The following is a 6,900-nucleotide window of genomic DNA, read 5'->3' as shown; positions in this document are numbered from 1 at the left end:
AGCAATGGATCGTTGGGATCAAGCTGTAGCAACAGATCCGGGCCAAATAAATTGGTTTGGTGGTGGGGAGAGTCAGGTGTGAGCATCTTGAACCTTTCGACCAGAAAAGAGCGTTCATTTTACCCTTTCTGGTCGAAATGACCATGCTTTAAAGAGGGTTTTCCTTTAACTATCAAGGGCTTTGATGGTTTTTCAGGGTCGACTAAGTGAGCTATCAGCATACTTAAAAGCGGAGGATGAGCTATCAATCGCTTTGAGCACAACTTCCTCATCTGACTTCAGCGAATGATCTACATGTTGAAAGGCACCGTAAGAGTCCCAGCTCTGATCCAGTACTTCCAAGACAAAATTTTTGTCTTTTTTAAGTTCATCACTAGCAAAAGCCATACTTAGAGGCTCTTCTTTCGTTACTTTGAGAGTTGATTCTTTATCTGTCCTGAGTGATTCACTGGCATATTGAAATGCTGATGTGGAGTCATCAACTGCCGTTAGTACGACTTCCAGGTCACCTCTTAAGCTTAAATCAGCATACTCAAGTGCTTCGCCACTTTGAGCAACAGCTGTCATGACTATATCTTTATCCTTCTTTAGTGAGTCATCCGCATATTCTAGTGAAGGCCCGTATGTTGTCACGGCAGCCATGACTATATCCTTGTCCTTCTTCAATGAATCGTCGATAATCACTGTAGTCGACTGATAGTTAGACGAAACTACAACATAGCTATAACTAAAGCAATATAATAAGTTTTTTTATAAATTGAGATTGCCTCTAAGTTGTTTTTAGTTTCATCTCCAACAAACAAGGCTCGAACCCTACCTTCTCATAGGCTTTAATTGCCGCCTCATTTTGTGAGTAAACATCCAGATATAAGTCATGAATGCCTTTGTTTTTACTCCATGAAATCAGGCGGGCTATCAGGTCTTGATTGATACCTTTGCCGCGCTGCTCAGGGTCGACATACATAAAACCGAGATATGCATGAAATTCATGCTGGAGCGAATCCTTAGACTTTCTTATCTGGGCGTAACCCGTACCGATGATCTTGCCTGATTCTTCTACCACCAAAAGGCAGGCATTATCATTGGATACCAAATCCTCAATATCATAGTAAGTCGGGTTGCCCGGTTTGATTGCTGTGTTAAATGGTCTTTCGGCGTCAACAAGGCATTGCTCAAGTAGCAGTAATTGTGGGATATCGCTTGGGATGGCTTCTCTAAAATTTAACATAATGTCTCTTTATTTCCTGTGCGCTTGAGAAACTGCTGGACTAAGTTTGATGGTTTAACTCAGCCATCGCATCTTACTATAAGGATTATCTCGCAAGCTCTCTAGTCGACTTTCCAAGCCTCCCACATGTAACTCTAACTTGTGGCCGTCAGGATCTAGGAAATACAATGAATCCCCTTCACTTTTATTGATCTTCCATTGCTCGACACCACTGTTTAATAGTTTGTTACAACAGTCCTCAAAGTCACTTTTTGAGACGCTAAAAGCAAAATGGGTGTAATCATTTTTCTCACCAATTTGGTCAACTGACAAGCAAAGCCATAATGAGCCCACCGACAAATAAGCGCCATTTTCCCAGGCAACGTGGCCTTTTAAGCCGAGTAACTCTGTGTAGAAATGCAGTGATCGCTCAAGGTCACTGACGGCTAAGGTAATATGGTTTAGTCCGGTAATCATACGTGCGTCCCGCTTAGGTTGGGTGGAGTTAATCAGCAGGCCCGGCACCTCTGCGTGATGCTTCAGTAGCTGGTACATAAGTCTTATGTGCCAGACTCGCCAGCGCTTGCCAATGCGAATCGTCAATATCTTGCCCTAAATACCCAAGCGTGTGCGCTTGTTTCATAGTCCCCTGATTCGTTAATACCTGCAAGCTAACGTCGCTCGGTATTGGTGTATCGAGCCGTTGCTTGTCTAAAACCTCGATACCATCAGGGCTACAAACAACTTTCATTCCTTCACAGGATAACTCCAGCATTAAGTGTTTTTGCTGACTAACCATCGCCACAGCAGGCAATAACAATAACGGATATGCCATTTTCCCCAATGACAACGGTTGTGTGCTTAATACACCTGCTTCATCACAAAGGCAGGCCGCTGTTTTTATTGGGCAAAGGTTTGTGAGTACTGACTCATTAATCACATCACTATCGACGCTATCGACACGTAACAACGGCGTCTGAAACCGTTCAGGATGCTCAAGATACTGTGGTAAATACTCCGCTAATAAAGCCGCACCCGGCAACTGCATCGCCGCCAACCAACGCGCTGCCTTCCCTGCTTCTTCAGCATATCCCCAATCAAATCCCGCACCCCGCGCCGCCTTTTTACACTGCGCATCAATTTCACTTAAGGAATAAATCATGTTGCCGTCGCCGCCAAGGGTGGATAAGCCCAGTCATCGGCTGACTGCTCAGCTAATTCATGAGGAAACGGTGCATTTTGGAACATGGTAATGCGAACCCACCGATCAGATCGGGGATCAAAACGCGTCGCACCAAAGAAAGATAATTTCAGGCGGAGCAGGTCGATTGGCAACATGTCGGAGTCAATCAGGTTATCGCGGATTTCCATATAAGGGTATTTCACCGCCATTTGTACGCGGCGGACAATGTGCCTAAACTCAGGCTTCGCTAATAGGAATTCGGCAAGTCGGGAGTTCCCTGTCATGGGGTGACTGTTTTTTTCTGATGTAGGGGCTAATTCTGGCATTGGCTTGTGATGTGATATTGGTGTTTGAGTTGAATGACCCTCAGTATTTGAGTTGCAGATATCCTTCAATGCCTGATCCAGCTGCCACACATGCCATGCCACACATAATGGTTGCTCCAGCTCCATACCCGGCTCATCAAATCGCTCACCCAAACGCGGCTCTAGCTTTTCCTCAGAGACATACCAAAAACGACTGCGGCTGCTATTGTCAGTGAAATCCATCGTTAATGCCCAGTGATAATGCTCTCGCAATAAATCCCGCATGGCCTGGATCGACATTGAAGCATCAATCAGCGGCAGCGTTTCATCTGCATTCATACAATCTGTTAAGCCATCCACTAACTCAGGATAAGGCTCCAACATCAACATAGCGATTTGCTCTTGAGTTTCCTCGCTAACGTGTTGTTCTGCCCATTCATAAAGGGTATTCCAGGGATGCTCCTGCGAGGCGTCGAATGCTTCAAAGTAATTCGTAAACTGACGAAGCTCCTGCTGTAAGGTTTGAATTTTAGGCTGCTGAATCGGGTGCTTTGATTGCCACTGTTCCGCATTGATTGTGGCGCGGGTTAAAAATGCTCCGAAGCTTGCTATTGCTGCCGGTTCAGCCTTATCTAATCCTCGAACTCGCGCCAATGCTTCCTCACGAGCCATCATCCAGTTATTCAGCAAAATAGGGTGGTTGACGATGAATGGCGCCATGCCCAAGCCAGTTGAATTACCCACGCCAAAACAGCGTCGCAAGCTTGGTTCCAACGTTACCGCCTGATCGCCACCGCGTACCTTTGCTATGTGCTCAACCAAGTCTAGAGTGAAAGCACGAGTGAGCCAAACCGATAACATCTCAGCCTGAAACGGCCCTGTCAGTTCTTCCCTGTCCTGAATTTTATCGCGATCTGCGGCGCCGAATTTTCCTGAACCATACACGGCGGTGGTGCGCATTAGATAGCCCACACGTTCAATCTGTTCACGGTCTGGCTGCTCGCCTTTGGCTAAAGTATTCGCCACATAATCAAACATGCGGACCGAGCGGTTGGCCCGTGAAAGCGATAGCTCTGTCGCTGACACACGTCCTGCTTCTTGCTTTGGCACATTATCGGCAAGTCGCTGTAAATCAGCTTCAGAAGGTATGCCATCAAACAGCGTGAAAGTGGCATCCCATGCTTCTGCAATCACGCGGTCAGAACGCAGTTCATCCGGTAAATCATGGGCGAAAGCGACGAGTGAATAGGTGCGTTTTAGGTTTTTGGCTTGGTAGACTGCTCGGCCTACACCTCGCTCATTCACCTCCCATAAACTGCATTCGAATTGCCAGTTCTCGCGTTTCATGCGACGAAGTAAGGTGCGCATAAAGGATAGGCGGGATTGGTGTGCGCTGCCTATGCGGGAGAGGCGCATGACGGTTTCGAGGGAGCGGTGGAAGCTGTTGGGTTTCCAGTAACATTGTGTTTCGGAATTCAGCATACTTAGACTCCTTAATGTCACGTATTAGACTTGCTTTATAGGTCTATTTCTTAAAAGGTTTTCCGTAGGCTTGGATTGAACCATAGATACCTTTACAGTTTTCTTTTGCTACCTTCACAAGAGAAATGTTTATTTCAGTATTTCCAATGATCACGTCCCCTTTGTTTTTATCGAATGAGTGATTAGATATCCCTATCTCTAACTGATCGGTGCCAAGCCAAGTCAAACACATGCTACTCATAGCACCCGCAGAGCGAAATATAATGTTCTTGCTATCGTCAAAGTCTTCTCCTGTTTCTTGTATGTTTACAAAATCAGTGACGGTTCCTACTGCACCACCTGAACCAACATTGAAGTATCTTGCTGTAAACGTGTTATCAGAATTTGATACTTCGAGGCCTTTTGCTATTTCTTCATTTGAGCAGGATATGAGTAAGAAGGTTATAAAAGGCATATAAAAACAGTAGTTTATATTGAACACTAAAATCTCCTGACTTTCGCTGTAATCAAAACTTACGGATGTAATAATCAGTTACTTCATGCTTAGGGGTGGCTCTTAAATACACTCAATCGAAGCGGCGATAATGTCTAACCGCCCTTTCGTTTTCACGACTGACTGATAATAAAGATTGAACGCAACCTTGGTTTTTCAACTTTTCGGCGATTAACATTTCAGCTTTGTCCGCAACCCCTAAGCCTCTGAATTCAGGAATCACATAGATTAAATGGACGTAACCCGTATTCTCTAAAAACGAGAATGACTTAAATTCCAACTGGCCAATGATCTTTTGTTCGTGCCAGATATGTAGGTAATGCCAGCTTGGGTTATTTAATCGTTGCTGGATTTTTTCTTGGTAGCCGATTACAGACTCTTCATAGCCTTCGTAGGTACCAAAGCTGCAAAAATGGGAGTCGCGACGAAATTCGTAGCATAAATTAAAGTGCCGTTTAAGGTTTACTTGTTTGAAGACGATTTCCATTAACTCCCCATTTAAAGCTTATCAGAAGGCATTCCTGATTAGCGGCAACCGAGGGCTACTTTTGAGGTATTTGATCATAGTGCTCCGGTTCTGAATCAGGAACCTTTGCCATAGCAGCTAAAAATGCATCTTTCCTGCCTTTTTCAGCACGCTTAACCAGATATTCTTCGGTCATCAGTGCAGACATTTTTTCGGCAACAGCTGAAGCAATGAACTGGTTGATTGAAATACCTTCTCTCTTAGAAAGAAGCTTGACCTCTTCATGTAATGAAGTGGCTAGTCTTAAACTTAATATACTCATGATAATAATCCTCTAGTGGTCAGAAACTCATAAGGAGTCATCACTTCAATTCCAAATTTTTCACAACCAACAAAGTCTTTTTTGTTAAAGGTAATAATATATTTGCTCTGTGATTTAACAGCAACTTCAAGTACTAAATCATCTTTGGGGTCTTTCAAAAAAGGCCGCCATAAATAGAATATCTTCTGAATGTTTGATTTACTTAAAAAATAATTCAGGATGTCATTAATGTCTTCTTCTGAGAGGTTCGCGACTAATTCTGTTCTTTTAGCTACAGACTCATATTCAATAAAAAGTGGAACAGATATATTGGCTGTGAAAACACGCTCAGTCAGTAACATCAATAATTTGTATGATGCACCTTTGTTGGACTTGAGTGCGCCAAGTAAAACATTAGTATCGATTGTCACATTTATGTTATCCATTTTGGTATTATATACAATACCAAAATTACTTCAAGGCTACTTGGATGGCTTAAAATTCTCCTCAAAGAACCGATACCAATTATTCCCCATCACCTTATTCACATCCGTCTCATCAAACCCAATCTGCCGCAACCCAGCTTCAATATTCGGAAAGTCCGCATTGCCACCAAACCACTCCGGCATATCCGGGAATCCCGGCGCACTGGCCGAGCCTTCACCATAATCAATCTGCTTAGTCCAACGCCCAACGCGCATCCATTCCACCACAGAATCCGGCTGATCCTGACAAAGATCCGACCCCAATCCGATATGATCCACACCCATTAAATCCGCTGTGCGCGCAATCATTTCGCAGAAGCTTTCCAGCGAACAATCAGTGCTGCCCGCCAAATGATGCGGATACATCGAAAAGCCCAACATACCGCCCGACTCTGCCAAGGCTCGCAACACAGCATCCGACTTATTGCGCAGCGCCGGATGCCAGCTATAAGGATTAGCATGCGTCACAACAATCGGTCGTTCACTAATTTCAGCAGCTTCCAGTGTGGAGCGCTCAGCCGAATGACTCATATCCACCACCAGACCGACGCGATTCATTTCCCGAATCACCTCTCGCCCCATGCGGGTAATACCGGCGTCTTCAGCCTCATAGCAACCGGTCGCGAGTAAGGACTGATTGTTATACGTCAGCTGCATAAACCGTGCGCCGAGTGTGTGTACGATTTCCACCAAACCAATGTCATCTTCAATCGGTGATGGGTTTTGAAAACCAAAGAAAATAGTAGTGCGATTGGTTTGTTTTGCCAGGTCCACATCGGCGGCTGTTTTGCCATGAATAATCAAATTGGAGTGCTTTTCAAACAGTAGATTCCATGCTTCGATATTGGCAACAGTCTCACGGAAATTCTCATGATAAGCGATGGTGACATGAACCGCATCCATGCCTCCCGCGCGCATTTCACGGAAAATTTTCTCACCCCAATTGGCGTATTGCAGGCCGTCGATGCGAAAGTTCAT

Annotated in this window: 10 protein-coding genes; all 10 read right to left on the bottom strand. The window is 44.7% G+C overall.

What is annotated here, in order from left to right; translation table 11 throughout:
* Positions 1 to 192: 192 nt before the first annotated feature.
* The 10 genes from DKW60_RS00600 to DKW60_RS00555 all read right to left on the bottom strand — a co-directional run bounded on the left by DKW60_RS00600 (position 193) and on the right by DKW60_RS00555 (position 6,900).
* Positions 193 to 684 (bottom strand): DUF4116 domain-containing protein, encoded by a 492-nt coding sequence (locus DKW60_RS00600; RefSeq protein WP_281271808.1) that lies wholly within the window; start codon positions 682 to 684, stop codon positions 193 to 195.
* Between the two features lie 85 nt (positions 685 to 769).
* The gene (locus DKW60_RS00595) at positions 770 to 1,228 is read right to left on the bottom strand and encodes a GNAT family N-acetyltransferase (protein WP_109835720.1); all 459 of its coding nucleotides are present in this window, start codon (positions 1,226 to 1,228) and stop codon (positions 770 to 772) included.
* 54 nt (positions 1,229 to 1,282) lie between these two features.
* Complete coding sequence (gene fos, locus DKW60_RS00590; protein WP_109835719.1) at positions 1,283 to 1,684, bottom strand: fosfomycin resistance glutathione transferase; 402 nt, start codon at positions 1,682 to 1,684, stop codon at positions 1,283 to 1,285.
* 28 nt (positions 1,685 to 1,712) lie between these two features.
* Entirely contained in the window at positions 1,713 to 2,369 is a 657-nt protein-coding gene (locus DKW60_RS00585; RefSeq protein ID WP_109835718.1) for a DUF3726 domain-containing protein, read from the bottom strand.
* Positions 2,366 to 4,177 carry a hypothetical protein gene (locus DKW60_RS00580; protein WP_219988581.1) on the bottom strand — a complete coding sequence of 604 codons (1,812 nt, stop codon included), beginning with the start codon at positions 4,175 to 4,177 and terminating at the stop codon, positions 2,366 to 2,368. The genes DKW60_RS00585 and DKW60_RS00580 overlap by 4 nt, the downstream gene beginning before the upstream one ends.
* Before the next feature lie 43 nt (positions 4,178 to 4,220).
* A complete protein-coding gene (locus DKW60_RS00575) occupies positions 4,221 to 4,658 on the bottom strand; it encodes a hypothetical protein (protein WP_146203410.1) in 438 nt (145 codons plus the stop codon).
* 85 nt (positions 4,659 to 4,743) lie between these two features.
* Entirely contained in the window at positions 4,744 to 5,157 is a 414-nt protein-coding gene (locus DKW60_RS00570) for a GNAT family N-acetyltransferase (protein WP_109835716.1), read from the bottom strand.
* 55 nt (positions 5,158 to 5,212) lie between these two features.
* Positions 5,213 to 5,458, bottom strand: coding sequence for a toxin-antitoxin system HicB family antitoxin (locus DKW60_RS00565; RefSeq protein ID WP_109835715.1), 246 nt, complete (start codon positions 5,456 to 5,458; stop codon positions 5,213 to 5,215).
* Entirely contained in the window at positions 5,455 to 5,868 is a 414-nt protein-coding gene (locus DKW60_RS00560) for a putative toxin-antitoxin system toxin component, PIN family (RefSeq protein WP_219988580.1), read from the bottom strand. Before DKW60_RS00560 ends, DKW60_RS00565 begins: the two co-directional genes overlap by 4 nt.
* Positions 5,869 to 5,919: 51 nt before the next feature.
* On the bottom strand, positions 5,920 to 6,900 hold the full coding sequence (locus tag DKW60_RS00555) for a membrane dipeptidase (protein WP_109835713.1): 981 nt from the start codon (positions 6,898 to 6,900) through the stop codon (positions 5,920 to 5,922).

The organism is Leucothrix pacifica (genome assembly GCF_003172875.1).
GTDB classification, from domain to species: domain Bacteria; phylum Pseudomonadota; class Gammaproteobacteria; order Thiotrichales; family Thiotrichaceae; genus Leucothrix; species Leucothrix pacifica.
Note: the sequence above shows the minus strand (reverse complement) of the source record. Positions and strands in the feature narration are given on the sequence as shown.

What these genes read in the sequence shown, in the direction of transcription:
- DKW60_RS00595 (WP_109835720.1), bottom strand. Translation starts at nt 1,228, where the DNA reads ATGTTAAATTTTAGAGAAGCCATCCCAAGCGATATCCCACAATTACTG.
- fos (WP_109835719.1), bottom strand. Translation starts at nt 1,684, where the DNA reads ATGATTACCGGACTAAACCATATTACCTTAGCCGTCAGTGACCTTGAG.
- DKW60_RS00585 (WP_109835718.1), bottom strand. Translation starts at nt 2,369, where the DNA reads ATGATTTATTCCTTAAGTGAAATTGATGCGCAGTGTAAAAAGGCGGCG.
- DKW60_RS00580 (WP_219988581.1), bottom strand. Translation starts at nt 4,177, where the DNA reads ATGCTGAATTCCGAAACACAATGTTACTGGAAACCCAACAGCTTCCAC.
- DKW60_RS00570 (WP_109835716.1), bottom strand. Translation starts at nt 5,157, where the DNA reads ATGGAAATCGTCTTCAAACAAGTAAACCTTAAACGGCACTTTAATTTA.
- DKW60_RS00565 (WP_109835715.1), bottom strand. Translation starts at nt 5,458, where the DNA reads ATGAGTATATTAAGTTTAAGACTAGCCACTTCATTACATGAAGAGGTC.
- DKW60_RS00555 (WP_109835713.1), bottom strand. Translation starts at nt 6,900, where the DNA reads ATGAACTTTCGCATCGACGGCCTGCAATACGCCAATTGGGGTGAGAAA.